This is a genomic window from Microbacterium sp. AB (assembly GCF_032878875.1).
In the GTDB taxonomy this organism is placed as follows: domain Bacteria; phylum Actinomycetota; class Actinomycetes; order Actinomycetales; family Microbacteriaceae; genus Microbacterium; species Microbacterium betulae.
Genome location: NZ_CP118157.1, coordinates 3,433,775 through 3,458,450 on the forward strand (window position 1 = coordinate 3,433,775; position 24,676 = coordinate 3,458,450).

At 72.0% G+C, this 24,676-nt stretch carries 22 protein-coding genes; 9 read left to right on the plus strand and 13 right to left on the minus strand.

Annotation, left to right across the window (positions count from 1 at the left end; genetic code table 11):
- Positions 1-445 precede the first annotated feature (445 nt).
- Genes N8K70_RS16170 through N8K70_RS16205 form a run of 8 tightly spaced genes read left to right on the plus strand, consistent with a single transcriptional unit; the run spans position 446 to position 10,735 of the window.
- Positions 446-1,378: a polysaccharide deacetylase family protein gene (locus tag N8K70_RS16170; protein WP_317139380.1), complete on the plus strand. Its 933-nt coding sequence runs from the start codon at positions 446-448 to the stop codon at positions 1,376-1,378.
- On the plus strand, positions 1,375-2,190 hold the full coding sequence (locus N8K70_RS16175; RefSeq protein WP_317139381.1) for an SDR family NAD(P)-dependent oxidoreductase: 816 nt from the start codon (positions 1,375-1,377) through the stop codon (positions 2,188-2,190). Before N8K70_RS16170 ends, N8K70_RS16175 begins: the two co-directional genes overlap by 4 nt.
- Complete coding sequence (locus tag N8K70_RS16180) at positions 2,187-3,230, plus strand: ketopantoate reductase family protein (RefSeq protein ID WP_317139382.1); 1,044 nt, start codon at positions 2,187-2,189, stop codon at positions 3,228-3,230. Before N8K70_RS16175 ends, N8K70_RS16180 begins: the two co-directional genes overlap by 4 nt.
- Positions 3,231-3,280: 50 nt before the next feature.
- On the plus strand, positions 3,281-4,912 hold the full coding sequence (locus tag N8K70_RS16185) for an ABC transporter substrate-binding protein (RefSeq protein ID WP_317139383.1): 1,632 nt from the start codon (positions 3,281-3,283) through the stop codon (positions 4,910-4,912).
- 51 nt (positions 4,913-4,963) lie between these two features.
- Positions 4,964-5,908, plus strand: coding sequence for an ABC transporter permease (locus N8K70_RS16190; RefSeq protein WP_317139384.1), 945 nt, complete (start codon positions 4,964-4,966; stop codon positions 5,906-5,908).
- Positions 5,905-6,801 (plus strand): ABC transporter permease, encoded by an 897-nt coding sequence (locus N8K70_RS16195; protein WP_317139385.1) that lies wholly within the window; start codon positions 5,905-5,907, stop codon positions 6,799-6,801. The genes N8K70_RS16190 and N8K70_RS16195 overlap by 4 nt, the downstream gene beginning before the upstream one ends.
- Positions 6,798-8,435, plus strand: coding sequence for an ABC transporter ATP-binding protein (locus tag N8K70_RS16200; protein WP_317139386.1), 1,638 nt, complete (start codon positions 6,798-6,800; stop codon positions 8,433-8,435). Before N8K70_RS16195 ends, N8K70_RS16200 begins: the two co-directional genes overlap by 4 nt.
- Positions 8,432-10,735: a zinc-dependent metalloprotease gene (locus N8K70_RS16205; RefSeq protein WP_317139387.1), complete on the plus strand. Its 2,304-nt coding sequence runs from the start codon at positions 8,432-8,434 to the stop codon at positions 10,733-10,735. Before N8K70_RS16200 ends, N8K70_RS16205 begins: the two co-directional genes overlap by 4 nt.
- 39 nt (positions 10,736-10,774) lie before the next feature.
- On the opposite strand, the gene N8K70_RS16210 is transcribed toward N8K70_RS16205, so the two are convergent.
- The 3 genes from N8K70_RS16210 to N8K70_RS16220 form a co-directional block, all read right to left on the minus strand.
- Complete coding sequence (locus N8K70_RS16210) at positions 10,775-11,446, minus strand: GntR family transcriptional regulator (RefSeq protein WP_317139388.1); 672 nt, start codon at positions 11,444-11,446, stop codon at positions 10,775-10,777.
- A gap of 129 nt (positions 11,447-11,575) precedes the next feature.
- Positions 11,576-12,832, minus strand: a complete 1,257-nt coding sequence (locus N8K70_RS16215) for a serine hydrolase domain-containing protein (protein ID WP_317139389.1) — start codon at positions 12,830-12,832, stop codon at positions 11,576-11,578.
- 179 nt (positions 12,833-13,011) lie between these two features.
- Positions 13,012-14,388 carry an ATP-dependent DNA helicase gene (locus N8K70_RS16220; RefSeq protein ID WP_317139390.1) on the minus strand — a complete coding sequence of 459 codons (1,377 nt, stop codon included), beginning with the start codon at positions 14,386-14,388 and terminating at the stop codon, positions 13,012-13,014.
- Between the two features lie 103 nt (positions 14,389-14,491).
- On the opposite strand from N8K70_RS16220, the gene N8K70_RS16225 reads away from it, so the two are divergent.
- Positions 14,492-15,613 (plus strand): hypothetical protein, encoded by a 1,122-nt coding sequence (locus tag N8K70_RS16225; RefSeq protein WP_317139391.1) that lies wholly within the window; start codon positions 14,492-14,494, stop codon positions 15,611-15,613.
- A 22-nt stretch (positions 15,614-15,635) separates the two neighbouring features.
- Here the strand turns inward: N8K70_RS16225 and N8K70_RS16230 are convergent, their stop codons facing one another.
- The 10 genes from N8K70_RS16230 to N8K70_RS16275 all read right to left on the minus strand — a co-directional run bounded on the left by N8K70_RS16230 (position 15,636) and on the right by N8K70_RS16275 (position 24,675).
- Positions 15,636-16,298 carry a twin-arginine translocase TatA/TatE family subunit gene (locus tag N8K70_RS16230; protein ID WP_317139392.1) on the minus strand — a complete coding sequence of 221 codons (663 nt, stop codon included), beginning with the start codon at positions 16,296-16,298 and terminating at the stop codon, positions 15,636-15,638.
- Between the two features lie 12 nt (positions 16,299-16,310).
- Complete coding sequence (gene tatC / locus N8K70_RS16235) at positions 16,311-17,090, minus strand: twin-arginine translocase subunit TatC (protein WP_317139393.1); 780 nt, start codon at positions 17,088-17,090, stop codon at positions 16,311-16,313.
- Positions 17,087-17,365 (minus strand): twin-arginine translocase TatA/TatE family subunit, encoded by a 279-nt coding sequence (locus N8K70_RS16240; RefSeq protein WP_317139394.1) that lies wholly within the window; start codon positions 17,363-17,365, stop codon positions 17,087-17,089. Before N8K70_RS16240 ends, tatC begins: the two co-directional genes overlap by 4 nt.
- A 36-nt stretch (positions 17,366-17,401) precedes the next feature.
- Complete coding sequence (locus N8K70_RS16245) at positions 17,402-18,421, minus strand: intradiol ring-cleavage dioxygenase (RefSeq protein ID WP_317139395.1); 1,020 nt, start codon at positions 18,419-18,421, stop codon at positions 17,402-17,404.
- Positions 18,422-18,670: 249 nt separating this feature from the next.
- Positions 18,671-20,641, minus strand: coding sequence for a cytochrome c oxidase assembly protein (locus N8K70_RS16250; RefSeq protein WP_317139396.1), 1,971 nt, complete (start codon positions 20,639-20,641; stop codon positions 18,671-18,673).
- A gap of 97 nt (positions 20,642-20,738) precedes the next feature.
- On the minus strand, positions 20,739-21,026 hold the full coding sequence (locus N8K70_RS16255) for an HU family DNA-binding protein (protein WP_317139397.1): 288 nt from the start codon (positions 21,024-21,026) through the stop codon (positions 20,739-20,741).
- A gap of 197 nt (positions 21,027-21,223) precedes the next feature.
- Positions 21,224-22,198: a 5-oxoprolinase subunit C family protein gene (locus tag N8K70_RS16260; RefSeq protein ID WP_317139398.1), complete on the minus strand. Its 975-nt coding sequence runs from the start codon at positions 22,196-22,198 to the stop codon at positions 21,224-21,226.
- The gene (locus N8K70_RS16265) at positions 22,191-23,096 is read right to left on the minus strand and encodes a 5-oxoprolinase subunit B family protein (RefSeq protein WP_317139399.1); all 906 of its coding nucleotides are present in this window, start codon (positions 23,094-23,096) and stop codon (positions 22,191-22,193) included. The genes N8K70_RS16260 and N8K70_RS16265 overlap by 8 nt, the downstream gene beginning before the upstream one ends.
- Positions 23,093-24,436, minus strand: a complete 1,344-nt coding sequence (locus tag N8K70_RS16270) for an acetyl-CoA carboxylase biotin carboxylase subunit (RefSeq protein WP_317139400.1) — start codon at positions 24,434-24,436, stop codon at positions 23,093-23,095. Before N8K70_RS16270 ends, N8K70_RS16265 begins: the two co-directional genes overlap by 4 nt.
- Positions 24,436-24,675, minus strand: a complete 240-nt coding sequence (locus N8K70_RS16275) for an acetyl-CoA carboxylase (RefSeq protein ID WP_317139401.1) — start codon at positions 24,673-24,675, stop codon at positions 24,436-24,438. Before N8K70_RS16275 ends, N8K70_RS16270 begins: the two co-directional genes overlap by 1 nt.
- Position 24,676: the final 1 nt, after the last annotated feature.

Here is a 24,676-nt window from a genome sequence, read left to right on the forward strand (position 1 = left end):
GAGAGCCGTCGGTGAGCGGCGGGAAGCTCGGGATCGGGATCGGACGCTGGGAGGGATGCCGGACCTCCGCGGTCCGGACGCCCGTGCGCCCCGCTCCGGGACTGTGGGGGTCCGCGTTCTGTCGAGCGGGTTCGGCCATGGTGCTCGACCTCCTCTCTCGCGCTGTCGTCGTCGATCCGGCTCCGCGTCCGCGTGCGGACCCTTCTGAGACGTCCTTCCAGTGAACTACGCCGACACGCCCGGGGGAACGGGGTTGACAGAGAGCGGCCGCGCGTGCGGCCGATCGACTTGACACGCTCGCGACCCCGTCGCAATCATGCGGATACACGCGTACACAACTCGTAACGCACGGACACATATGAGTCCGATCGTCCGCGAACAGGCCGTTCGGCTTCTAGTGTGTGGGCTTGTCGGCCGCTCGGGCCGGCACGACGACGGGAGCGGAATGTCCGACGGGCTCGAACCCTGGCAGTGGCCGGAATCGACGTGGCGCACCACGGTCGAGCACGTGCGGGCGGGACGCGCGTTGCGCCCGCACTGGCCGGGCGACGCCCGTGTCGCGGTGGCGCTCTCCTTCGACTCCGACCATGAGACCCCCGCGCTGCGGGACGCCGCGATCACCCCCGGGGTCCTCTCCGGCGGACAGTACGGTGCGCGTGTCGGCCTGCCGCGCATCCTCGCGCTGTTGCGCGAGTTCGACGTCCCGGCGTCGTTCTTCGTCCCCGCGGTCTCCGCCCTGCTGCACCCGCGGCAGATCGACGACTACCTCGCCGACGGTCACGAGGTCGCCGTCCACGGCTGGATCCACGAGCGCAACACCCTGCTGGCGCGCGAGGATGAGCTGGACCTCACCCTCCGCAGCCTGGAGACCCTCGAACAGCTGTCGGGCAGACGACCCGTCGGGATCCGCACGCCGTCGTGGGACTTCTCACCGGACACCCTCTCGGTCGTCAGAGAGCTGGGCTTCCTCTACGACTCGTCACTCATGGCCGACGACGACCCGTACGAGCTGGTCGAGGATCTCACGCCGACCGGCATCGTGGAGATCCCGGTCGAGTGGATCCGAGACGACGCCCCCTATTTCGGCATGGCCCGGTACACGGCCGTACGGCCCCACACGTCACCGTCGAGCGTGCTGGAGATCTGGCGCGCGGAGTTCGACCGCGCCCGCGAGGAGGGCGGGCTGTTCCAGCTGACCGCCCACCCGTCGATCATCGGTCACCGTTCCCGCATCGACGTCCTCCACCGGCTCGTCGAGCACATCGTCGCCTCGGGCGACGCGTGGTTCGCCACGCATGAGGATGTCGCACGCCATGTCCTCGAGCACGGAACGACGAAGGACGCCGGTGTGGCAGCGGACTCGGCGGCGCGATCGTGAGCCGCCCGCATGCCGTCGTGACGGGGGCCGCTTCGGGGCTCGGCCGCACGATCGCGGAGGACCTCGCCGCCCAGGGATGGGATGTCACGGGCGTCGACATCCAGGCCGACCGGCTGACACAGGCGGCGGCAGAGATCGCGCGGGCCACGGGCCGCGCGATCCGCGCCCTCGTCGTCGATCTCGGTGACGTCGGGGCCGCCGCGGGCGCCATCGCCGAGGCGTGGGCGACGGCACCGATCGATGGGCTCGTCAACGCCGCCGCGATCTACCCCGCCATCCCCTATCTCGAGCTGGACGCGAAGGCGTGGACGCACGTGCAGACGGTCAATGTGACGTCGCCGTTCTTCGCGACGCAGGCCCTGGCACGTCTCGCGCTCGCTGCGGGGCGCACCCCCGCGGTCGTGAACGTCGCCTCCGGTGCCGCCCGACGCGCGCGGCCCGGCGCATCGCACTATTCGACGTCGAAGGCCGCGCTCGTCATGGCGACGCAGGCCAGCGCGATAGAGCTCGGCGCCCACGGCATCCGGGTGAACGCGATCTCGCCGGGATTCTTCGCCGTCGACAGCGCGGCGAACCCCGTCACGGCCGAGTACGAGGCGCTGCTCTCCGAGACGGTGCTGCCCGGACCCGCGGACGCCGGCTCGCTCGCCGCGACCGTGCGCTTCCTGCTGAGCGATGCGGCGCGATGGATCACCGGGGCGGTGATCCCCGTCGACGGCGGCTCGGGCGCCGGGACGAACAGGCTGCCCCTGCACTGGACCGGGACGACGGCATGGCAGCGCGCGTCGGCCGCGGAGGAGGAGCGCTCATGACAACCAGACCGTACGTCATCGTGGGCGCCGGCGCGATCGGCGGGACGATCGCGCACGCGCTCGCTCGGAGGGGGCACGACGTCACGCTCGTCGACGCCCACGAGGCCCACGTCCAAGCCATCCGCGACAAAGGCCTCGTCATCCGCCGCGTGGAGCACGAGCGCGCCGCCGACGACACGGTGACCGGGCTTCGCGCCTTCACACCCGACGAGTATCCGGATCACGAGCCGATCGAGACCGCCCTCGTCGCGGTGAAGTCGCAGCACACGCGGGATGCCGCGCAGTGGCTCTCGACGAGGCTGTCGGCGTCCGGGTATGCCGTGTCTGTGCAGAACGGCGTCAACGAGCCGGTGCTCGCCGACGGCCTCGGGAGGGAACGCGTCCTCGGCGCCTTCGTCAACATCTTCGCCGACTGGGAGGAACCGGGCGTGATCCGGTACGGCGGCCCCGGAGCGCTCGCCGTGGGGCTCCCCGATCAGGGCGTTCCCGATGGACGCGTGCTCCGCGTCGCACGGGACCTCCGCGCGTACGGACCGGTGACGTCCACGGCGAACCTGCGCGGATACCGCTGGGGGAAACGGGCGTTCGGAGCGATCCTCGGCCTCGCGACGCTCGTGGACGCGCCGCTGGCCGATGTCGTCGACCGTTACCCGGATCTCGCATTCCTCGTCGCCTCCGAGCCGACCGACGTCGCCATCCACGAGGGCATCGTGCTGGAGTCGTTCGACGCCTACGAGCCGTACGCCTTCCAGAGCGCGACGCCCGAGGACGTCCGCACGGCCGCGATCGCCCGCCTGGCTTCCTGGCTGCGCACGCAGCCCAAGGATCGCAGCGGCGTGTACCGCGACATCGCCGTCCGCCGGCGTGCGACGGAACGCGGACTCGTCTCCGACGGATACGAGGACCTCGCCGCCCGTCACGGGGTGTCCATCGCGTTCGGACGCGAGGTGCAGCGTCGCATCGCGGCGATCTCGAGCGGCGATGCCGCCTTCGGATGGCGACACCTCGACGAGCTGCGGGAACGACCCCTCCTCGCCTGACCAGCCTCATCCCCGCCCGCACAAGAACTCACCACAGAAGGAACCCCCATATGACCATCCCCCGCCCCGCCGGCCGTCGGCCCCGCGCCGCGGCCCTCGGGATCCTCGCCGCAAGCGCCCTCCTGCTCTCCGCCTGTTCGGGCGAGCCCCAGGCGGACGCCTCCGCGGACGCGCCCGTCGAGGGCGGCACGCTGCGTATCGCGATCGATGCCGACCCGATCTGCCTCGACCCCACGCAGAGCAACCTCATCGCGAGCGGCGTCATCGGCCGCCAGATCGTCGACTCCCTCGTCGACCAGGACCCGGAGACGGGGGACTTCGTGCCCTGGCTCGCGGAGTCATGGGAGATCTCCGAGGACGCGACCGAGTACAGCTTCGTGCTCCGATCCGGCATCACCTTCTCCGACGGCACCCCTCTCACGGCGCAATCGGTCAAGGCGAGCTACGAGCACGTGTTGGAGGACCCGGGCAAGACGGCCACCGGCGCGGCGTTCCTCTCGGGCTACGCCGAGACCGCGGTCGAGGACGACACCCACCTCACCGTGCGGTTCGAGAAGCCCAACGCCGCATTCCTCGCGGGAGCCGCGAGCCGCTCCCTGGGCATACTCAGCGCGGAGGCGATCGCGACGCCGTACGACGATCGCTGCCTCGGCGAAGGGCTCATCGGCAGCGGGCCCTTCGTCTTCGACGAGTACGTCGCCGGTGAGAGCGCACGCCTCGTCGCACGTGAGGACTACGACTGGGCCACAGGCCTGGCCGGGCACGACGGGCGTGCCTACGTCGACGCGGTGGAATACTCCGTGAGCGCCGAGCCGAGCGTGCGGACGGGCGCCCTGCAGTCCGACCAGGTCGACATCGCCACGACCATCCAGTCCCAGGACGAGGCGACACTCGACGGAACGGGATTCCCCGTGCTGTCCCGGGTCAATCCGGGCGTGGTCACGGCGATCGCCCCGAACATCGAGGGATCGACCGTGCTTCAGGACGACGACGTACGCGAGGCGATCCAGCTCGCGATCGACCGGCAGGAGATCGCCGACGTCGTGCTCACCCCCTCCTACGGCGTCGCCACGAGCGTCCTCGGCGAGACCACGCCCGGATACACGGATCTGTCGGAAGAGCTCCAGACCGACGCGGATGCCGCCGCACGGATCCTCGACGAGGCCGGCTGGGTCGTCGGCGACGACGGCATCCGGGAGAAGGACGGCGAGCGCCTGTCGGTGAGCGTCCTGTACTTCTACCAGCCCAACGTCTACGAGTACCTGCAGCAGCAGCTGCGGGCCGTCGGCATCGAGCTCGAGCTGCTCCAGGTGACGGCCGCGGAGTTCACATCGGCCGCCACGGCGGGCGACTACGACCTCCGGCAGGCGTCCTTCTCCCGGCCCGACCCCGACATCCTGCGCACCGTCTTCTCGACGTCGCTGTCGAACTCGGCGTTCCTCGACCCCGCCGACGAGGCGGTGGCGACGCTCGACGCGCTTCTCGACGAGCAGCGCACGATCGCCGACACCGCCGACCGCTGGGCGGTCGTCTCGGACGCGCAGGAGCTGATCGTCGAGCAGAACTGGGCGTTCCCGCTCGCCCAGCTCGTGCAGGTGGTCGGAACCTCCGAAAAGGTGGAGGGCCTCCGGTTCGACTCCTTCTCGCTCATCACGTTGTACGACGTCTCCCTGACGTCCTGACCCGCTCCGGTGGGACGGCCCGACCCGCCGCCCCACCGGAGATGGAGCCCCATGTCGAGATTCCTCGTCCGGCGCGTGCTCCACGCGCTGATCGTCCTGTGGCTGGCGTTCACCCTCTCGTTCGCCGTCCTGTTCGTCGTCCCCGGCGACCCCGTCGAGCTCATGCTCGGCGACGAGCAGCTCCGTCAGCTCAGCGCCGAGCAGCTCGCCGCCATCAAGGCGGAGTTCGGGACCGACCGGCCCTTCGTCGTCCAGTACCTCGACCAGCTCGGAGGACTGCTCAGGGGAGATCTCGGCAGTTCCTACCAGAACGGCGTCGACGTGACGACGCTGCTCGTCCAGGCCGCGCCGTCGACGCTGGCGCTGGCCTTCTCAGCGCTCGTCGTCGGGCTCGTCCTCGGCTTCGGCATCGCCCTCTCGGCAGCCCTCACGCACCGCGCATGGCTCAGGGGCCTGTTGCTCGCGCTTCCGCCGCTGAGCGCGTCGCTTCCCACCTTCTGGGTCGGTCTCGTCCTCCTTCAGGTGTTCTCGTTCCAGCTCGGATGGCTCCCGGCGTTCGGGGCGCGCGGTCCGTCTGGGATCGTGCTCCCCGCCATCAGCCTCGGCATCCCGATCTCGGCGGCGATCGCCCAGGTGCTCCACAAGAGCCTGACGACGACCGTCGCGGAACCGTATGCCGACGTGCTGCGGGCCAAGGGCGTCGGGCACCTCCGCCTGTTCTTCCGTCATGCTCTGCGCAACGCGTCGCTGCCCACGCTCACGACGGTGGGCCTCGTCGTGGCGGGGCTCCTCGGCGGAGCGGTGCTCACCGAGACCGTGTTCTCCCGCAACGGCCTCGGGCAGCTCGCCGCGACCGCCGTCTCGCAGAAGGACGTCCCCGTCGTGCAGGGCGTCGTCCTGCTCGCCGCGGCGGTCTTCGTGGTCGTGAGTCTCATCGTCGACCTCCTCTACACCGTCCTGGATCCGCGCATCCGTCTCGAGAAGGCTGCCGCATGACGCTCACGACCCTCCCCGCCGCGCAGGATGCGGACGGTCTCATCCCGTCGTCCCCCGATCGACGGCGCGGCCGTGTCGGAGCGGCCCTGCGTCACACGGGTCTCGTGCTCGCCGTCGCCGTCCTCGCGACCGTCGTCGCCTGGGCGTTCCTCCCGTCACTGTTCGCCCCCGCCGACCCGCTGCTCGGCGTCGGTGCGGACAAGCTCCTGCCGCCCGGCGCGGGCCATCTCTTCGGAACCGACCAGCTCGGGCGAGACCTGTTCTCCCGCGTCGTGCACGGCGCATCGCTCTCGCTCGCGGGCGCCGTGACCGCCGTCGCGACCGCCATCGTCGTGGGCTCCGCCCTCGGCCTCCTCGCCGGCTATCTGGGCGGCTGGGTCGACGACGCGATCATGCGCCTCACCGACGTCTTCCTCGCCGTCCCCAACATCCTCATGTCGATGGCGATCATCACGATCATGGGCCGTGGCGCCACGGCCGTCGCGCTCGCCGTGGGCCTCGCGGGGATCGGCGGCATCGCCCGCACCATGCGGAGCGAGGTGCTCAAGGTCAAGGTCGCCGACTACGTCGAGGCGTCCCGGGCCGGCGGCGCACGATGGTGGGAGATCGCCGCGCACCACGTTCTGCCGAACGCACGCGGACCGATCGTCGTCCTCATCGCCATCGAGTTCGGGCAGGCGCTGCTCGCGATCGCCGGGCTGAGCTTCCTCGGCTACGGCGAGCCGCCGCCCGCCCCCGAATGGGGCGCCCTCGTCTCCGGCGGGCGCGACTACCTCGCCACCTCGTGGTGGCTCGTGACCCTGCCCGGACTCGTGATCGTCGCGGTCGTCCTGTCGACCGACCAGGTGTCGCGCGTGATCCAGGCCCGCTACGCCCAGAGGAGCGGACGATGACGACCGAAGCCGGCTCGAGCGCCGGCCTCCTGCTCGAGGTGTCCGGCCTGACCATCCGATACGGAGACGCCGATGCGGCCGTCGACGGCGTGGGATTCTCCGTCGCGCCCGGGGAGTCCGTCGCCATCGTCGGCGAGTCGGGCTCCGGGAAGTCGACCACCGCGCTCTCGCTCATCGGCCTGCTCCCCGCGACGGCGACGATCACGTCGGGCACGGTGCTCTGGCGGTCGGAGACCGATCTCCTCGGGCTCGCTCCCCGAAGCCTGCGAGAGCTGCGCGGACGACGGATCGGGTTCATCCCCCAGGACCCGACCGTATCGCTCGACCCGACGCAGAGAGTCGGCGCGCAGGTCGCGGAGAGCCTCGAGGTGCACGGGATCGCGCGGGGTCCCGCCGCGCGGGAGCAAGCGGTCGGGCTGCTCGCGGAGGCCGGCATCGACGAGCCCGCACGGAGGGCGCGGCAGTATCCGCACCAGCTCTCGGGCGGCATGAGGCAACGTGTGCTCATCGCCATCGCGTGGGCGTGCCGGCCCGAGCTCATCATCGCCGACGAGCCGACGAGCGCCCTGGACGTCACAGTGCAGCGACAGGTGCTCGACCGACTCGACCTCCTCCGGCGGGAGCAGGGGACGGCCCTGCTGTTCGTGACGCACGACCTCGGCGTCGCGGCAGACCGAGCGGATCGGATCGTCGTGATGGAACAGGGCCGGATCGTCGAGTCGGGCACCGCGGGGCAGGTGCTCGGATGCCCCCGAGCGACATACACTCGGCGCCTCGTGGCGTCCATACCCGGCCGGCGCGATCCGGATGGCGCCCGACGGCTCCGCGCGTCGGAGGGCGCGGAACCGCTCGTCATCGCACGGAACCTCGTGAAGGAGTTCGCCGCGACGCGACCAGACGGATCACGATTCCGCTTCCGCGCGGTCGACGACGTCTCGCTCGAGATCCCCCGCGGACGCACGCTCGCGATCGTCGGCGAGTCCGGCTCCGGCAAGTCGACGATGGCGCGCCTCGTGATGGGCCTCGAACGCGCCACGGCGGGGGACGTGTCCTTCGACGGCCTCGATCTCGGCGGCCTCTCGAACAGCCGGCTTCGCGCCGCCCGGCGCCGCTTCCAGCTGATCCAGCAGAACCCTTACAGCTCCCTGAGCCCGCAGTGGGACGTCGAGCGCATCGTCGCGGAGCCGCTGCGGAGCTTCCGCGTCGGCGACCGCAGCAGCCGTCGCGCCCGCGTCGTGGAGCTGCTCGACCGCGTGGGCTTGCCAGAGGGGTTCGCGAGCCGCCGTCCGCACCAGCTGTCCGGCGGTCAGCGCCAGCGCGTCGCGATCGCCCGCGCACTGGCGCTCTCGCCCGATCTCGTCGTGTGCGACGAACCCGTGTCAGCGCTCGACGTGTCCGTTCAGGCGCAGATCCTGTCGCTGCTGCGGGAGCTGCAGCAGGACCTGGGCCTCGCCTATCTCTTCATCTCCCACGACCTGGCCGTCGTCCGCGAGCTCGCCGACGAGGTCGCCGTGATGCGCCACGGACAGGTGGTCGAGTCGGGTGACGCGGGCACGGTCTTCGCCGAGCCTCGGCACGAGTACACACGCGGTCTCATCGAGGCGATCCCCGGGCGTCTGGCGGCCTCACGATGAGGGCGCCGACCCTCGTCGACGGGCGTGTCCCGCTGATCGTCGACGCCGTCACGGGGAGGATCGTCTCCGTCCTGCCGCCCCCGGACGAGCACTTCCTCCTGTACGGCGGGCTGTCCACCGGCGTGGGGACGAGCGTCCTGCCCCTCGACCGCGGCAACCCCGGGCCGCTCCACATCGTCCGGGCCGTCCGCCGCGGACGGGCCGTGCACCTCGAGTCGCTGGCGCGGGATCTCGGCGTCGGAGGACCGCCGCTTCCCGGGAGCGCGGGCGACCGCGCGCAACGGCGCGCGGTCGAAGACGCCTTCGCACGGTCGGTGCTCGCCGTGCTCCCCGTCGTCGACGACGAACGCTCGGAGTGGTCGTCCATCCTGCCCGCGCGTCTGCGCGACGCGACGTTCGTCGATCTCACGCCCCTCGCCGCCGCCGACGTGTTCGACATCGCGGGCGTCGTGAGCCACGGCGCAGACACGTTGCGGGGCCCGCTCCCCGATGCCGTGCCGTACACCGTCGATCCGTCGCTCTCCACGGCGGATCCGGCTGCGACACGCGGCGGCGCGGAGGGGGTCGTCCTGGCCGGCGTCCTCGTGTTCACCACGGCTCGTCGCCCGCCCGACGCGCTGCGCGCGGTCGTCCCCGACGCGCGGTCCTTCGTCGTGGAGCAGCGCGTGGTCATCCGGCCGTTCCCGCGGGGATTCGCGCCTCGCGCGTTCCATCCCCGCTCCGGAACGTACGGAAAGCGTCGTCTCGCTCCCGCCCGGATCACCGAGAACCGCGCCCTCTCGCTGCTCCGTCCCGCATTCCGCACGGACAGACCGATCGTGTTCAGCGTCGATCCGGCGATCCCCGAGCCTTTCCGGAGCGCGGTGGTCGACGGCGGCGGCTGGTGGGGCGACGCGTTCGAGGCCGCAGGCCTTCCCGGCGTCTACTCGGTAGAGGTGCGACGGGACGAGGCGGATCCGTGGGAGACGGGCGTGAACCCCGTCTGGTGGGTGCACCGCGCTCAGCGCGGATGGTCGATGGGCCACGCGGTGAGCGACCCGTCGACCGGCGAGATCCTGCGGGGAAGCGTCCGGCTCGGCGCGCAGCGCATCGCCCAGCTGCGCACGCTCTTCGAGGCGCTGGTCGCTCCGTTCGGCGCAGATGACGAGGCCGAGCGCCTCGACGAGATCGGCGACGCTCTCGTCGCACGCGTCCGTCAGCTCGCGGCCCATGAGATCGGGCACGCCCTCGGCTTCGTCCACAACTACGCCTCCACCGAGCATCCCTCCCCTTCGGTGATGGACTACCCGCATCCGGTCGTGTCCCTCGACAGCCTGGGGCGCCCGAGTCTCCGGGGAGCCTATCGTGACGGTCTCGGCGAATGGGACCGGTACCTCGTCGCCCACAACTACGGCCCGGCAGAGGCCGCAGCAGGTCTTCGCGACCGCACGACGCTGCGATTCCTGACGGACGCCGACGGTCACGCTCCCGCGGCCGCGTCGCCGCACGCGGTTCCCTGGACGCTCCCCCTCGGCGACGACGTGGGCGACGTCTTCGCCGCCCTCGAACGAGTCCTCGAGGTCCGCACGGCGGCGCTCCTCCGCTTCGGTCCCGCCGTCGCGCCGCCGGACGCCGATGCGAGCGAGATCGAGAACCGGTTCGGGCTGCTGCACCTGCTGCACCGCTTCGAGGTCGCGCGCGTCGCACGTCTCCTGGGCGGCGTGGACCACGCGTATGCGCTCGCCGCGGAGGTCGTCGACGACCCGCGCCTGCTGCCGTCGCCCGTCCCGGCCGGGCTGCAGCGTCGTGCACTCCGTGTGCTGGCACCGCTCGTCTCGACGCGGGTGGCTGCCGTGCACCCCTCCGCCGGCCGTCTGCTCGCATCGCCCTCCATCCGTCATGTCCGAGGAGACGCCGTACCCGCCGCCGGCGGGCGGCTCGGTCCCCTCGCCGACGAAGAGGCCCACGCACAGGCCGCCGTCTCCCTCGTCGCGGCAGAGGTGTTCGAGGTCGCTCGCCTCAATCGCCTCTCCACCCAGCGACAGGCCGACGAGGACATCCCCGGCATCGAGGAGATCGCTGCGGCGCTGTTCGCGGAGGCCGACGGCATCGGAGCCGAGGCGCTGCGACGGCATCTCCTCCACGCCCTGGGAAGCGGCCGCCTCACGCTCCGGGCGCGGCGTTCGGTCCTCGATGCGCTCGACCGCGCGCACTCGGACGCGAGCCCCGCGTCGCTCGCCGTGGCCGCCGTGTCGGCGGGAGACCAGAGGCCGCTGGCACGGCTGGGGCTTCCGCCGGTTCCCGCGGGCGCTCCCCTGTGACGCATCCGGAACGTACGACGGCCCCGGATGCGAGGAAGGTCAGCGGGTCGGCACCGGGGTGCGGGCGAGCGCGGCGAGGCGGATGTCACGGGTGCGGCCCAGATGATCCGCGAGCGCGACGCGCGCCTCCTCCGCGTCGTTCGCCCGGACGGCGGCGAGGATGCGGGCGTGCTCCTGGATCGTCTCCTCCACGCTCGGCGGAGCGCCCACCGGGCCGTCGTCGAACAACCGCATCTGGGCGATGACGCGCTGCAGCAGGTCCTCGAGGGCGCTGTTGTGCGCCGCGATCCAGAGAGTCTCGTGCCACTGGGCGTTGACGGCCGTGACGTCGGCGACGTCCGTCGCGGCCGTCAGACGGTCGGACAGGTGCTGAAGCCGCGCGAGGTCGAGCTCCGTCCGGCGCATGGCGGCCGACGCCGCGGCGGTCGACTCCAGCGATATCCGCGCCTCGTACAGCTCCATGACGTCCTCGGCGGTCGAGACGCGAACCCGGTAGCCGCGCGGAACGCGCTCCACGAGCCGGTCCTGCTCCAAGCGTGTGAGCGCCTCGCGCGCGGGCGTGCGCGAAACGCCGTAGCGTGCACCGACGGAGGTCTCGGTGAGCACGCTGCCGGACGCGATCGCGTGCGTGATCACCTCGGCGCGGAGACGGGCGTATGGGCTTCCCGCGTCGCCGGTCGTCTCATCTTCGGGATCGGAGGAGGAGGTCATGGGGTCCTGATCGGCAGACGGAGCGGATGGTGGCGCCCACCCATCCTAGTTGCCGCATGCACGCGTACGCGCTGGCACACGCATGGGCACGTGCGGCGCCGGTACGGCGACGCGGGTCGCGCGCCGGCCTCAGTCGATCGGGCAGACGGCCTTCTCCGCGACCACCTGGTGGAAGTCCTCCGCCGTCCACGGCAGGCCGAACTCGGGCTGCTCCTGCCCGTCGGCGGCGGGAGCCTTCGACGCGATCGCGGCCAGCTCCTTCGCGAGGGCGCCCGCGAGGTCGGCGCTCGCCGCGGAGTTGTTGAGGGCCACGGCCACGGTCATGCCCGTCTCCGTGTCGGCGTAGACGCTCGTGAGGTAGCCGGAGGCCGAGCCCTTCTGGCCGATCATCGAGCCGGCGAGGTAGGCCCCGCCGACGTACTCCGCGTCCTCGAACGGCATCGCCTTCGACCAGCGCTCGCCGAGCTCGCCGTCCCCGTCGACGGCGCCCATCGCCAGCGACTGGCCGTAGCGGGCGAGATCGGTGATCGTGCTCGTCGCGCCGGAGTCGGTGAAGCCCATGCTCGAGGAGATCGTCGTGTACTCGGACGGCGCGACGCAGCCCTCCGCACGGTCGGCGCGGAACGAGATGTAGCCCGGCAGCGCGGGGTCTCCGGGCGCCGCGGGAGCCGACGACGGCAGCTCGGTGCCGTCGAGGTCCAGGGGCTCGGTGACGTGCTCGGCGAAGAGCTCCTGCGCGCTCTCGCGCGTCGCCCCCTCGAGCGCCATGCCGAGGAGGACGTACGCGGCGTCCGAGTCGCGCACCTCGACGCCCACGCGCCCGCGGTCCGCGATGCCGGCCGCGGCGATCTCGCGCGGGTTCCAGACGCGCTCCGGCGTCGCGTTGAACTGGTAGTCGAGACGCGCCCGGCCGTCGCCCAGGCCGCTCGTGCCGTCGCACAGCTGCTGCAGCGTGATGTCGGAGAGGTTCGGAACGCTCGTGACCCACTCGGTCACCGGATCGTCGAGCGCGACGACGCCCTCGTCGGCGAGCTCGTAGAGCACGTCGCACGTCATGGCACGCGTGATGTCGCCGATGCGGAAGTGCATGTCGGTCGTCACGGGCTCGTCGGAGTCGGGGCCCGTCGTGCCGAGGCCCTCGACCCAGGCGCCCGCCCACGGGATCCAGACGGCCACGAGCGCGCCGGTCGCGCCGGATGCCGCGATCGCATGGTTCACGGCGGACTCGAGCTGCCCGACCGTGTCCTCCGAGAGGTCCGCTCCCGGGATGGCGACGAGGGAGTCCGCGGCCGCCCGCGACGTCGTCGGCGTGCATCCCGACGCCGTCATCGCGACGGCGAGCAGGCCCGCCACGACCGCTGTCGCGCGCCTGACGCTCGCGCGCACAGTCGATCTCCGCATTCCACAACCCCCCAGTTGCTCCGCCTCCGAGTTTAGGCGACCCTGCGTGCCCGACCCGGCGTGGATGCCGAACCGTGATATTCGGATTCGCCGCCACGTATACTCCCGCCGCTCCCGGCCATCCCACCGGACGGCTGAGCCGGACGGGCGCGCGGCGGCGAGGCTCAGACGGCGGACGCGGAGCGCATCGCGGAGCCCTCGCGCTCCCACGCGGCGCGCATGAAGCGGCGGACGTCCTCGTCGACGCGGATGTCGCTCGGGCGCAGCGGCCGCGAGAGGTACAGCCCGTCGAGGGAGGTGAGCCGGCTGAGCGCGACATACGTCTGCCCCGGCGCGAAGGCGCCGGAGCCGAGGTCGACGACGGCGCGGTCGTACGTCTTCCCCTGCGACTTGTGGATCGTGACGGCCCACGCGAGCCGCAGCGGGAACTGCGTGAACTCCGCCACGACGTCGCGGCTCAGCTTCTTCGACGACGCGTCGTAGGAGTACCGGTGCTTCTCCCACACGGCCGGCTCGACGTCGAACTCCTCCCCGTCGACGTCGACGCGCACGGAGTCGCCCAGGATCCGCGTCACCGTGCCGATCGTCCCGTTCACCCAGCGCGGGCCGTCCGGCCCTGCGACGTCGTTGCGCAGGAACATCACCTGCGCCCCGGCCTTGAGCCTGAGGTTCTCGTCGGCGGGGTAGACGTCGCCGCGGCCGAAGTCGCCGCTGATCTCGGCGACGGCGGTCTGCTCGCGGCCGCCGAGCGCGGCGAGGTGCTTCGCGTTGATGGCGTTGACGCGGTCGTTGCGCGTGGCGAGGGTGATGAGGGGGTCCTGCGCGTCGGACGGCGGCGTGCGCGCGCCCGCCGTGTTGAGCCGCTCGGCGATGTCGGCCGTGACGCGGCCGTAGCGCACGGCGTTGAGCATGGCCTTGAACCCGTCGTCGGACTGGCGGTGGATGTGGGTGAGCTCGCGGATGTTCAGCTCGGCGCCGTGCCGGCCCAGGTCGATGAGCCCGTCGCCGCCCGCCTCCGAGCCCGCCCACACGTGCGCGTCGAAGAACCAGAACGAGCGGTAGTGGTCGGAGACGTACCGCGCCTCGTCGCCCCGCGGCGGGACGGGCGCGAGCTGATAGGGGTCGCCGAACATGACGATCTGCACGCCGCCGAATGGCTCACGGCGCCGTCCGCGCGCCTGGCGCAGCGAGCGGTCGATGCCGTCCATGAGGTCGGCGTTGACCATCGAGATCTCGTCGATGACGAGCGTGTCGATCGCGTTCAGGAGCTTGCGCGTCGCGTCGCTCTGATCGAGGTCCTGGTCGGCGATGAGGCCGATGGGCAGCTTGAAGAGCGAGTGGATGGTCTGGCCCTCGACGTTGAGCGCGGCCACGCCCGTGGGGGCGCAGATCGCCACCTGCTTGCTCGTGTTCCACGTGAGGTGCCGCAGCAGCGTCGACTTGCCCGTGCCGGCGCGGCCCGTGATGAAGACATGCTCGCGCGTGTCCTCGATGAGGCGGAACAGGGCCTCCTGCTCCGCCGAGAGAGCGGGGGCGGTCACCCGTCCATCGTAGGGACGACTTCCACCGCCGAGGCCGCGCCGCGCAGGACGTCGCACGGCCTTTCGCAGGCTCCGCCCGGTATGGCGTTCCTAGACTGGCCGCATGGAGTCGGCCTCGACGGACACCGCCCCCACGGGCGAGGTCCCCTTCGGCACGCCCTCTCCGCCCCGCGCCGCCCCCGCACGACGTCCCCGCCCGCGGAGCCGGCCGCTCGAGGCGACGGCGTTCGTCGTCATCGGGTCCCTGCTCCTCGGCGCGGTCGCCGCCGGCTTCGCATCCCTGTACCGCGAGTTCTGGGGACCGGAGGCGTTCGTCGAGCGCTACGTCGCCCTGCTCGCGGACGGCCGCGCGGCGGACGCCCTGACCGTCCCGGGCGTCGCCGTCGACTCGTCCGTCCTCGAGGCCGCCGGCATCCCCGCGACCGTCAGCGACGCGCTGCTGCGCCAGTCGGCGCTGACCGACGAGCTCGCCGACGTGGAGGTGACCGGCTCGCGGATGGTCGACGGCGTCGCCGAGGTCACGATCGCGTATCGCGCAGGCGGCGACACCGGACGCTCGACGTTCCGCGTGGAACAGGACGGATGGTCGGGGCTCGTCCCCTCGTGGCGCTTCGAGACGACCCCGCTGGCGGTCATCGACGTCACCGTGCGCGGCTCGATGCGCTTCACCGTGAACGACTTCGAGCTCGACAAGCGCCAGGTGTCGCCGGACGGCGTCGACGCCCAGCCGCTCGACCCCGTGCCGCTGCTCGTCTTCACGCCGGGCGCCTACGCCGTGTCCGTCGACACCGCGGCCGCCGAGGCCCGGCCCGTGCAGTCGCTCGCGGTGCAGCCGCTGGCCGAGGTCGAGGTGGACGTGCAGGCCCAGCCGACGGACGAGTTCACCGACATCGTCTCCGATCAGGTGCACGACTTCCTCGAGGACTGCGCGACCCAGCAGGTGCTGAACCCGACCGGCTGCCCGTTCGGCTATGAGACGTACGAGCGCGCCCAGGTCCCCACCTGGTCGATCGTCGTCCAGCCGAAGGTCGCCGTCGTCCCGAACGGCGCCTACTGGGCGATCGCCCCCGCCGGCGGCATCGCCCACATCGAGATGGACGTGCAGTCGATCTACGACGGATCGTTCTTCCACATCAGCCAGGACGTGACCTTCACGATCGACGGCACCATCGACATCCTCGCCGACGGCTCCGCCGCCATCAGCATCGGGTCGCCGGACCTCTGAGCGCACGGCCCCGCGCAGGCCGTCAGGCGGCGATGCCGGGCCGGTTCGCGGCGCGGGACGGGGAGACGGCGCCGTCCCGCTCAGCGGCATCGTCCGGCGCCGCGGCGCCGGCCCGGTCGTCCTCGTCGACCTCCACGAGCATGCGGCGGGGATGCCCGGACGACCCGCCGACCACGACCCACTTCATCCGCCGCGCGGGGGCGGGCTCGTCGCCGGCGACGGCTCCGTCCACGCCCTCGCGCACGGGGCCCTCCAGCACGGAGCCCTCGCCGCCGGCCGCGACGGGGGACGGAGTCGCGACCGGGACCGGCGCGGGGCCGGGCCGCATCTCGCCGCCGAGGACGACGCCCTCGGGATCGGGGCGCTCGTGCGCGACGTCCGGCCCCGCGGCGGACACCGCGATCCTCGGCACGTCGCCGGGCGCCTCGCTCGCCGCCGGAACGGGCTCGAGCGCCTCGCGCACGATCCGGCGGGGATCGTACCGGCGGGGGTCGAGAGCCTTCCAGTCCTCGGCGGAGAGGCCCGTCTCCGCCGCGGTGCGTTCGCGGGCGGCGTCCAGGAACGCCCGGAACGCCCGGATGAGCTCGCCGAGCCTCTCCGCATAGCGGGGGAGGCGCTGCGGCCCGATGACGACGGCCGCGATCGCGGCGATGACGAGGAGCTTCTCGAAGGTCAGTCCGAACACGGCGTGTCCCTCCTAGGCGGCGACGGGCTCGGCGGCCGTCCGGTCGAGACGGCGCCCGGCGGCGCGGTCGTGCAGATGGGCGATGAGGCAGGCGACGGCGAAGAGCATCGTCATGGGCACCGCGATGAGGAACATCGACAGCACGTCGGCAGCGGGCGTGACCATCGCGCTGAAGGCCACGATGGCGACGACGCTCACGCGCCAGGTCCTCGCGATGGTCGTCGCCGAGATCACCCCGAGGAAGTTCAGCATGACGACGAAGACGGGGAGGACGAAGGCGGCGCCGGTCGCGACGACGATCTTCATGACGAAGTCGAAGTAGTACGACGCCTGGAGGATCGTGCTGTCCTCCTCCGAGGCGAAGCCCGTGAGCAGCTCGACCATGTGCGGGAACATCGCGAAGCCGGCGACGCATCCCGCGGCGAACAGCGGGAGCGCGGCGAAGAGGAAGCCGAAGGTGTACCTCTTCTCGCGCCGGGTCAGCCCCGGGGTGAGGAAGGCGAAGAGCTGGTACAGCCAGACGGGGCTGGAGAGCACGACGCCCGCGAAGAGCGCGATCTTCAGCCGCAGGTCGAAGGCGCCCGTCACGCTGTCGTAGTTGAGGCTCGCCTGGCGCGACTCGGCGATCGCCGCCACGGGCGTGCGGAGGATGTCGAGGATCTGGTCGGAGAGCAGGTAGCCGATCACGGCTCCGACGGCCAGCGCCACCGCCGCGCGGACGGCGCGCTTGCGGGCCTCCCGCAGGTGCTCGGACAGCGGCATGCTGCCCTGCGCGACGGTGGCGGTGGTCATGACGCCGCGCGCTCCGGGAGCGGCGGGTGCGGAGGCGACGGGGCGTCGGCGGCGAGCGCGACGGGAGCCGGAGCCTCCTCGCCGGCCGCGCGGCCGTCGGCGCGGCGCTCGTCGGCGGCGGGCTCATGGGCTCCGGGCTCTGCGACCTCCTTCTTGAGGATGCGGACGGACTGGCCGACGCTCTTGGCGAGCGCGGGCAGCTTGGCGGCGCCGAAGACGAGCACGACGACGGCGAGGATGACGATGGCGTGCCATCCGGTCAGGTTCTGCAGCATGGGATTCCCTCCTGGGTATCGGTTCTCGTGACGGGGTCAGGGCCCGGCGGGCGGCTCGCCGCCGGGACCGCCCTCGCCGCCTCCGTCGGGGGCGGCGCCCGCGGTCGGGGTCGTGGTCGTGTCGACGCGGACGACGAGCGAGGCGATGTAGCCGCTGTCGACGTCCCCCGACAGGACAGGCAGCTGACTGGCGCCGGAGTCGTCGCCGAACACGTTGTCGCTCGCGAGGCTCACCTGCGCGAGGTTCGACGACGATCCGTCGTATGCGGAGAGCGCGTAGACGTCGGCGAGCGCCGCCTCCGGCATGGCCATCTGCGAGGTCGCGATGGCATTGGCCGAATCGGTGATGTCGTCGACGCTCGGATACACCTCGAAGTGGATGTGCGGCCACCGGCCCGAATAGCACGCCGGGAAGATCGAGGTGAAGGCGACCGCGCCGTCGGCGTCCGCCACCTGCACGCCCCGGAGGTACGTGACGTCCTCGACGCCCTCGGAGTACATCGAGTAGCGGCCCTGCGCGTCGCAGTGCCACGCGTAGACGGCGACGCCCTCGAAGGGCACGTCGCCGTTCGCCATGTCGGTGATCGTCAGGCTGAAGGAGAGGGGGACGCCATCGGCCGTCGCGCCTCCGTCGAGGCTCGTGCGGATGTCGCTGCGGACGATGCCGCTCTCCTCGAGGACGTCGGGTCCGTTGGATCCGTCTCCGGGGTAGGGGCCGGCGGTCTCGTCGGGGATCTCGGCGTCGGGCAGGACGATGTCCTCCGTCGCCTCGGCCGTCTCCGACGGGGTCGGGGTCGTCGTGCCCGTCGACGTGTCGGACGACCCGGACGGCGTCGACGTGCTCGTGGTCGAGCCCGACGACGCGGGGGCGCAGGCGGCGAGGGTCGCCGCACCCACGCCGACGCCCACCAGGCTGATGACGCCGCGCCGGCTGATGAGCGTGCGGATGTCGAATCCGGCGCCCTGGTCGACGACCTCCTCCTCGGGACGGTCGAGGAGGCGGCCCTCGTACGCGGGACCCTCCGGCGTCTGGCTGGGCTCGGGGATACGGCTCATGATCTCTCCTCTCGAGGAACGATTGATACCGCAAGCCTGACCGCGGTTCCCCTCCGCGCGCCCTGTTGCGCCTATGCGCTTCCTATGGACTACGTTCCCTGGCTGAACTCCTGGTCGGCGGGCGTGTCCGGGCTCGCCCGGGCACCGCAGGGCCGGGGATACCGCGAACGCCGGACGATTCGGGACGATTCGGTCCGGCGTTCGCGATCTCTCCGACGTTCGGGAGCGAAGAGCAGCGATCGCCCGGCGTCAGAGCCCGCGCTTCGCGTCGCGCTCGGCGAGGCGCGCGAGCCGCGCGTTGTACTCCTCGAGCTCGGCATCGCCCGTGCGGTCGGCGTGGCGGTCCTCGCGCCTCTGGATCCGCTCGTCGCTGCGGCTCCACTGGATCGCGACGACGATGGCCGTGATGAGGGTGGGGATCTCGCCGATCGACCACGCGATGCCGCCGCCCGCGTACTGGTCCTCGAGCGGCGTGGGCCCCCACGTCCGCCCCATCGCGCCGAACCACTCGGCGATCATGAGCCCCGACTGGCTCATGATCGCGATGCCGAAGAACGCGTGCATCGCCATCGTGACGATGAGCGTCACGAGACGTCCCGCGTACGGCAGCCGGTACGGCACCGGGTCGATGCCGATGAGCGACATGACGAAGAGGTACCCCGAGAGCAGGAAGTGGACGACCATCCACTCGTGCCCGAGGTGGTCGTACAGCGACCACCGGAACAGATCGGTGTAGTAGAACGTCCAGAGGGAGCCGATGAAGATCCCCGCCGCCACGAACGGATGCGTGACGACGCGCGCGAACGGGCTGTGCACGGCCCAGAGGATCCACTCGCGCCCGCCGCGCGTGCCGTCGTCGCGCTTGCGGATCGCGCGCAGCGCGAGCGTCACGGGGGCCCCCGGCACGAGGAGCAGCGGGATGGCCATGCTCAGCAGCATGTGCCCGAGCATGTGCACGCTGAAGAGGTAGTCGCCGTACGCGGTGAGCGGTCCGCACGTCACCCACAGCAGCAGGAGGAGACCGAGGATCCAGAGCACCGTGCGGTAGACGGGCCAGCTGTCGCCGCGTCGGCGCAGGCGCCGGACGCCCGCGAGGTAGAAGAAGATCCCGAACGCGACGACGAAGACCCACAGCAGGTCGACGTCCCATGCCGTGAGCCAGCGCTCGAGGGTGAGCTCCGGCGGCAGCGGCGCCTCCGTGAGGATCTCGGCGGGGGTCGTCTGCGGCGCCGTCGCCTCGCCTCCGGGCGGGGACGTGCGCGCGAGCGCGGCGGCGGCGCCGGCCGCGACTCCCATGAACGCGAGCTCGAGCGCGACGAGCCGCCAGAAGACGCCCTTGCCGTCCGCCGCCTTCGCGATGAGGCTGCGACGGTACAGGGCTCCGAGCCCGCCCATGGCGAGCAGGGCGACGATCTTCGCCACGAGGATGACGCCGTACGGCGTGAAGAGCTCGTCCCACCGTCCGACCGACGTGAGCGCGCGGGCGTATCCGGACACCGCCACGACCACGAACGCGACGAGGGCGAGCGTCGAGTAGCGGGAGAGGAGCGGGCCCAGGCGCTCCTCTCCCATCGCCGGGCGCACGATGACGAGCAGCAGGAGGCCGCCGAGCCACACGGCGGCTCCGATGATGTGCAGCGCGAGCGCCGTGACCGCGGCGTTGTGGTTCGCGAGATCGCCCGAATGACCCTGGGCGGCCATCGGGACGAGGCTCGCGATCGCCAGGACGGCCGTGAGCAGCGCGGGGGTCCAGCTGCGGATCGCGAACGCGAGCACCGTGATCACGGCGGCCATGACCGTCGTGATGAGCCACGCCCGCCCCGTCTCGGAGCCGACGAGGTAGTTCCCGAGCTGTGCGCCGAACTCCGGGCCGAGGCTGAGCTGGGGCGCGAAGGCGCTCATGAACGTGAGGAACCCGACGGCTCCGCTCGACACCGTGAAGACCGCCGCGCCCGCCGAGGCGGTGTCGAGTGCGACGTCGAACTCCTTCTCGCCCGCGCGCAGCCCGAACAGGCCGAGCACGAGGGCTCCGACCATCGTCGCGGCCGAGAGGTTGACGAGGAGCTTGGCCGCAGGGAGCCCCCAGCGCACGAACGCGCCCGGGTCGCCGCTGAAGCGCGGAGCGGCGCCGCCGCCGATCACGAGGCCCGCGATGACGGCGGCGATCGACGCGACGACGAGGATGAGGGGCCCAGCGGCCCGCAGCACGCGGGGGGTCACGTCCCCACCCTATGCGCGCGCCGCTGTGCGCTTCCCGGCCCGGCACGCCGAAGGGGGCGGCGTCCCGAAGGATCGCCGCCCCCTTGTCGCAGCCGTCTTACTTGACGGCGGCCTTGAGCTTCGAGCCGGCGGTCACCTTGACGCGCTTGCCCGCGGGGATCTTGATCTCCGCGCCGGTCTGCGGGTTGCGGCCCGTGCGGGCCGCGGTGTCGACCTGCTCGAAGGCGATCCAGCCCGGGATCGAGACCTTCGAGCCCTTGGCGACGGAGTCGGAGACCGAGGCGAACAGAGCGTCGAGGACGCCCGAGACGGCGGCCTGGCTCTGACCGGTCGCGCTCGCGATGCTCGCGACGAGCTCGGTCTTGGTGATGGTCTTGTCGGCCATGTCAACCTCCAGCGGCGTGACGACGCCGCGACGATATTGCGGACCGGGTGCGTTTGCGCCCGGTGGTCTTGCGACCGTGACGAATGTATCAACGCACCCCGGAATTCCGCGGATTCTCGCGGGTTTCCGGGCGATTCGCACGGCGTGTCGCCTCTCCGGTGTGACGGATGGGGCGGATGTGGCGGGTCGGACCTCCCTCACCCCGCGCCGAGCGACGCGACCGCGGCCTCGATCCGCGCGGAGCGGGCGCGCCGGGCGTCGAGCGCCTCGTCCATCGTGACGGGCCGGAACCGTGTGACGGTCCCGGGGGCCGCACGCGCGAGCAGGTCCATGTCCGCCGAGACGACCGTCGCCACCATCGCGTAGCCGCCCCCGGAGACCGCATCGCGGTGCAGGACGATCGGCTGCGTCCCCCCGGGGATCTGGATGGATCCCACCGCGTACCCGGCGTCGACGATGTTGGACGGATCCTGCCCCGCGCCGAACGGCTGCCCCCGCTCGCGCCACTGCACGCCGGGACCGTCGTAGCGCAGCCCCATCCGATCGGCCATGGGCGTGAGCGTCCATTCCTCCTCGACGAGACGGCGCATCCCCTCCTCGGTGAGGAGGTGGTCGTAGAGACCGGGCACGACGCGGATCGTCTGCGCGCGGGGGAAGGACGGACGATACCGCCGGCCCAGCTCCGCCGATGCCGGCAGCGGCCCCGTCGGCGCGCCGACCGGGAGGACGTCCCCGGCCACGACGGGCCGGCCGTCGACCCCGCCGATCGCCCCGATCACGTAGGTGGAGCGGCTTCCGAGGACGAGGGGGACGTCGATGCCGCCGCGCACGGCGATCCAGTACTTCGTCCCCCCGCCGATGACGCCGAAGGACAGCGTGTCGCCCTCGTCGAGCTCGATGCGCGCCCACTCGTCGCGCGTCTCCCCGTTCACGAGCACGGGCACCGGCGCTCCGGCGACCGCGACGACGGCGGGGGTCGTCGCGCGGATCTCCGGCCCCATGTACGTGCATTCGAGGACGGCGGCGCTCGCGTCGTTCCCCACGAGCGCGTTCGCGAGGCGGGCGGACTCCTGGTCCATCGCGCCGCCCTGCGGGAATCCCAGGCAGTAGTGGCCGGACCGCCCCCGGTCCTGGACGGTCGTCTGGAGCCCTGCCTGCCGCACCTCAAGCATCGAGCGCCTCCGTCATCGATCGGTTCGCAGCGACGGGATCGCGCTGCCAGTCCGCGAGGGAGAAGACGGCGGGGGCCTGGCGCCACCGCCACGTCCCCGCCGCCACCTCGGCCTGGATGTCGTCGTACTCGTCCCGGTCGATGGACCGGTACCGGACGAGATCCCCCGGCCGGAAGAGCACCGACGACTCCGCGAAGTCGGCGAGCCGCTGCTCCGGGTCGTAGATGGGCGGCGCGACGACGCCGAACATCTGGTATCCGCCCGCGCCGCGCACCGAGTAGATCGCCCCGAAGCATCCGCCGTGCCCCAGGGTGAGCCTCGGGGTGTCCGTGCGCGGGCTCAGGTACTTCGGCACCACGAGCTGGCTGTCCTGCTCCACGAGCTGATAGAGGAACGGCAGCCCCGCGACGAAGCCCACCATGCTGACGATCCACGGCTGGGCCTGGTGCCGTCGGACGAACTCGGCCCTGCTCTCGAGTCCGTTGACGGAGGCGGCGTAGTCGAGGTCGTCCCCGTCCGGGTCCTGGTGGTAGCCGGCGCGGAACCGCGCGCCCACCTCCGCCGTGAAGGGGTCGTCGTACCAGACCGGCACGTCGACGATCCGCGTGCGCAGCTCGCCCGCCTCCTGGCCCTCGACGTCGCGCTCGATCTCGCGCACGACCGCCTCCAGCCTCGTCGGCGCCAGCGCGTCCGGGTCGAAGCGGATGAGCAGGGAGGCGTTGGCCGGGCAGATGTCGACGATGCCGTCGAGCGCCCGCTCCGACAGCCGCGCCGCGATCGCCATCACCGCGAAGTTGGCGGCGAGGCTCATCGCCTCGTCCACCTCGACGAAGAGGAACTCGTCCCCTCCCCACGTGTACCGCGCCGGCCGCCGGGGCGCGCGTTCTCCTTCGCTCATGTCGTCTCCAGGATCATGTCGCTCTCGATGGTCTTCGTGTGGTGCGCGACGGCGCGGAAGCCCTCGTCCGCCAGGAGCCGCAGATGCAGCCGGACGGTCGTCGCGATCCCCTCGATGCGCGTCCGGGCGAGCGCATCGCGCATCGCCGCCACGGCCTCGTCCCGCGTGGCCGCGTGCACGACGATCTTCGCGATGAGGGAGTCGTAGAAGGGGACCACGACGTCGCCGGCCTCGAAGCCGGCGTCGACGCGCACGCCCTGCGGCCATTCCAGCGCGGAGATGGCGCCGGGGCTGGGGAAGAAGTCCCGGGACGGATCCTCCGCGTTGACGCGGCACTCGATGGCGTGGCCGACCAGGCGCACGTCGTCCTGGACGAGCGACAGCGGTTCGCCTGCGGCGATGCGCAGCTGCTCCGCGACGAGGTCGATTCCGGTGACGGCCTCGGTGATGGGGTGCTCCACCTGCAGACGCGTGTTCATCTCGATGAAGGCGGCCTCCTGCCGGGCGGGGTCGTAGACGAACTCCACCGTTCCCGCGCCGCGATAGCCGCTCGCGACGGCGAGCCGCACGGACGACGCACGCATCAGCTCCCGCACGTGATCCGGGATGCCCGGGGCCGGAGCCTCCTCGAGGACCTTCTGCGACCTGCGCTGCAGCGTGCAGTCGCGGTCGCCGAGATGCACGCAGCGGTCTCCGTCCGCGAGCAGCTGGACCTCGACGTGGCGCGCGCGCTCGACGAACCGCTCCAGATACACGCCCGGGTCGCCGAAGAGGCCGGCCGCCTCGCCCCGCGCGAGCTCGACCGTGGGCAGCAGCTCCTCCTCGCGCGCGACGAGCCGGATGCCGCGCCCCCCTCCGCCCGCCCGCGCCTTCACCAGGAGCGGGTATCCGATGCCCCGCGCGGTCGCCAGGGGGTCGTCGTCGGACGCCAGGACGCCGTCGGTCCCCGCCAGCACCGGCACCCCGGCGGCCCGCGCGGCGCGGAGCGCGTTCGACTTGTCGCCCATGAGCTCGATGGCGTCCGGATCGGGGCCCACCCAGACGAGGCCCGCCGCCTGCACGGCACGGGCGAAGGCGGCGTTCTCGCTGAGGAACCCGTACCCCGGATGGACGGCATCGCACCCGCTGTCGACGGCCGCGGCGAGCACGGCCCGGGCGTCGAGATACGACGACCTCGCGGGCGCCTCGCCGATCACGACGACCTCGTCGGCGACGCGCGCGGCGAGCGCGGCGCGGTCGGGCTCCGACGCGACGACGACCGTCTCGATCCCGAGCGAGCGGGCCGAACGGACGATGCGGACGGCGATCTCGCCCCGGTTGGCGATGAGGAGGCGGCGCATCAGGCCTCGTCGACCGTGACCACGACGTCGCCGGGGCTGACCGTCCCGCCGTCCTCGACGGAGAACGCGCCGACGAGGCCGGCCGCCGTGGAGCGGATCTCGGTGAACTGCTTCATGATCTCGACGATGCCGAGCGTCTGCCCGACCTCGATCGGATCTCCCTCCTCGACGAAGGTCGGCTTGCCGGGCGCCGGCCTGCGGTAGAAGACGCCGGGCAGGGGGGAGACGATGTCGGTCATC

Excerpts from the sequence above, each read along its gene's own strand:
- N8K70_RS16170 (WP_317139380.1), top strand. The coding sequence starts at position 446 with ATGTCCGACGGGCTCGAACCCTGGCAGTGGCCGGAATCGACGTGGCGC.
- N8K70_RS16180 (WP_317139382.1), top strand. The coding sequence starts at position 2,187 with ATGACAACCAGACCGTACGTCATCGTGGGCGCCGGCGCGATCGGCGGG.
- N8K70_RS16185 (WP_317139383.1), top strand. The coding sequence starts at position 3,281 with ATGACCATCCCCCGCCCCGCCGGCCGTCGGCCCCGCGCCGCGGCCCTC.
- N8K70_RS16190 (WP_317139384.1), top strand. The coding sequence starts at position 4,964 with ATGTCGAGATTCCTCGTCCGGCGCGTGCTCCACGCGCTGATCGTCCTG.
- N8K70_RS16195 (WP_317139385.1), top strand. The coding sequence starts at position 5,905 with ATGACGCTCACGACCCTCCCCGCCGCGCAGGATGCGGACGGTCTCATC.
- N8K70_RS16200 (WP_317139386.1), top strand. The coding sequence starts at position 6,798 with ATGACGACCGAAGCCGGCTCGAGCGCCGGCCTCCTGCTCGAGGTGTCC.
- N8K70_RS16205 (WP_317139387.1), top strand. The coding sequence starts at position 8,432 with ATGAGGGCGCCGACCCTCGTCGACGGGCGTGTCCCGCTGATCGTCGAC.
- N8K70_RS16210 (WP_317139388.1), bottom strand. The coding sequence starts at position 11,446 with ATGACCTCCTCCTCCGATCCCGAAGATGAGACGACCGGCGACGCGGGA.
- N8K70_RS16225 (WP_317139391.1), top strand. The coding sequence starts at position 14,492 with ATGGAGTCGGCCTCGACGGACACCGCCCCCACGGGCGAGGTCCCCTTC.
- tatC (WP_317139393.1), bottom strand. The coding sequence starts at position 17,090 with ATGACCACCGCCACCGTCGCGCAGGGCAGCATGCCGCTGTCCGAGCAC.
- N8K70_RS16240 (WP_317139394.1), bottom strand. The coding sequence starts at position 17,365 with ATGCTGCAGAACCTGACCGGATGGCACGCCATCGTCATCCTCGCCGTC.
- N8K70_RS16245 (WP_317139395.1), bottom strand. The coding sequence starts at position 18,421 with ATGAGCCGTATCCCCGAGCCCAGCCAGACGCCGGAGGGTCCCGCGTAC.
- N8K70_RS16255 (WP_317139397.1), bottom strand. The coding sequence starts at position 21,026 with ATGGCCGACAAGACCATCACCAAGACCGAGCTCGTCGCGAGCATCGCG.
- N8K70_RS16260 (WP_317139398.1), bottom strand. The coding sequence starts at position 22,198 with ATGCTTGAGGTGCGGCAGGCAGGGCTCCAGACGACCGTCCAGGACCGG.
- N8K70_RS16265 (WP_317139399.1), bottom strand. The coding sequence starts at position 23,096 with ATGAGCGAAGGAGAACGCGCGCCCCGGCGGCCGGCGCGGTACACGTGG.
- N8K70_RS16270 (WP_317139400.1), bottom strand. The coding sequence starts at position 24,436 with ATGCGCCGCCTCCTCATCGCCAACCGGGGCGAGATCGCCGTCCGCATC.
- N8K70_RS16275 (WP_317139401.1), bottom strand. The coding sequence starts at position 24,675 with ATGACCGACATCGTCTCCCCCCTGCCCGGCGTCTTCTACCGCAGGCCG.